The organism is Klebsiella sp. HMSC09D12 (assembly GCF_001808475.1).
In the GTDB taxonomy this organism is placed as follows: domain Bacteria; phylum Pseudomonadota; class Gammaproteobacteria; order Enterobacterales; family Enterobacteriaceae; genus Klebsiella; species Klebsiella oxytoca.
The window spans coordinates 1-525 of the sequence record NZ_KV793452.1 but is presented as its reverse complement, the minus strand read 5'-3'; the positions used below and the strand labels follow the sequence as shown (position 1 = coordinate 525).

At 59.6% G+C, this 525-nt stretch carries 1 protein-coding gene; it reads right to left on the bottom strand.

What is annotated here, in order from left to right:
* Positions 1–525 (bottom strand): Ig-like domain-containing protein (locus HMPREF3178_RS08830; RefSeq protein WP_175438955.1); only part of this gene is annotated, 525 nt, incomplete at both ends.

Genomic DNA, 525 nt, shown 5'->3' with positions numbered 1-525 from the left:
CCGAGTCGCTGTCAGAATCGGAATCGCTGTCAGAATCGGAATCGCTGTCGCTATCCGAGTCGCTGTCGGAGTCCGAATCGCTGTCAGAGTCGGAGTCACTGTCGCTATCCGAGTCACTGTCAGAGTCCGAATCACTGTCACTATCCGAGTCGCTGTCGGTGTCGTCGCTGAGATCGACAGTTAACTCAAAAGTCGGGGAGCGTTCGCTGACGTTCCCGGCCAGATCGGTCACCGTGGTGCTCAGGCTGTGGCTGCCTTCGTCCAGCGCATCAGGTGTGAAGCTCCAGCGTCCGTCCTCCCCGGCAACTACCGTACCCAGTACCGTGTCGCCGTCATAGATCGTGACTGTGGCGCCCGCCTCGGCGGTACCGCTCAGGGTCGGCGTGTCATCATCCGTTACGTTGCCGCTGTTCAGTGTACCCGTGTCTTCTCCTGCATTATCAGTCACCTGCAGATCGCTGACCGGATTCACGATTGTGTCCACCGTCAGCTCAAACGCCGGAGAGCGCTCGCTGACATTCCCCG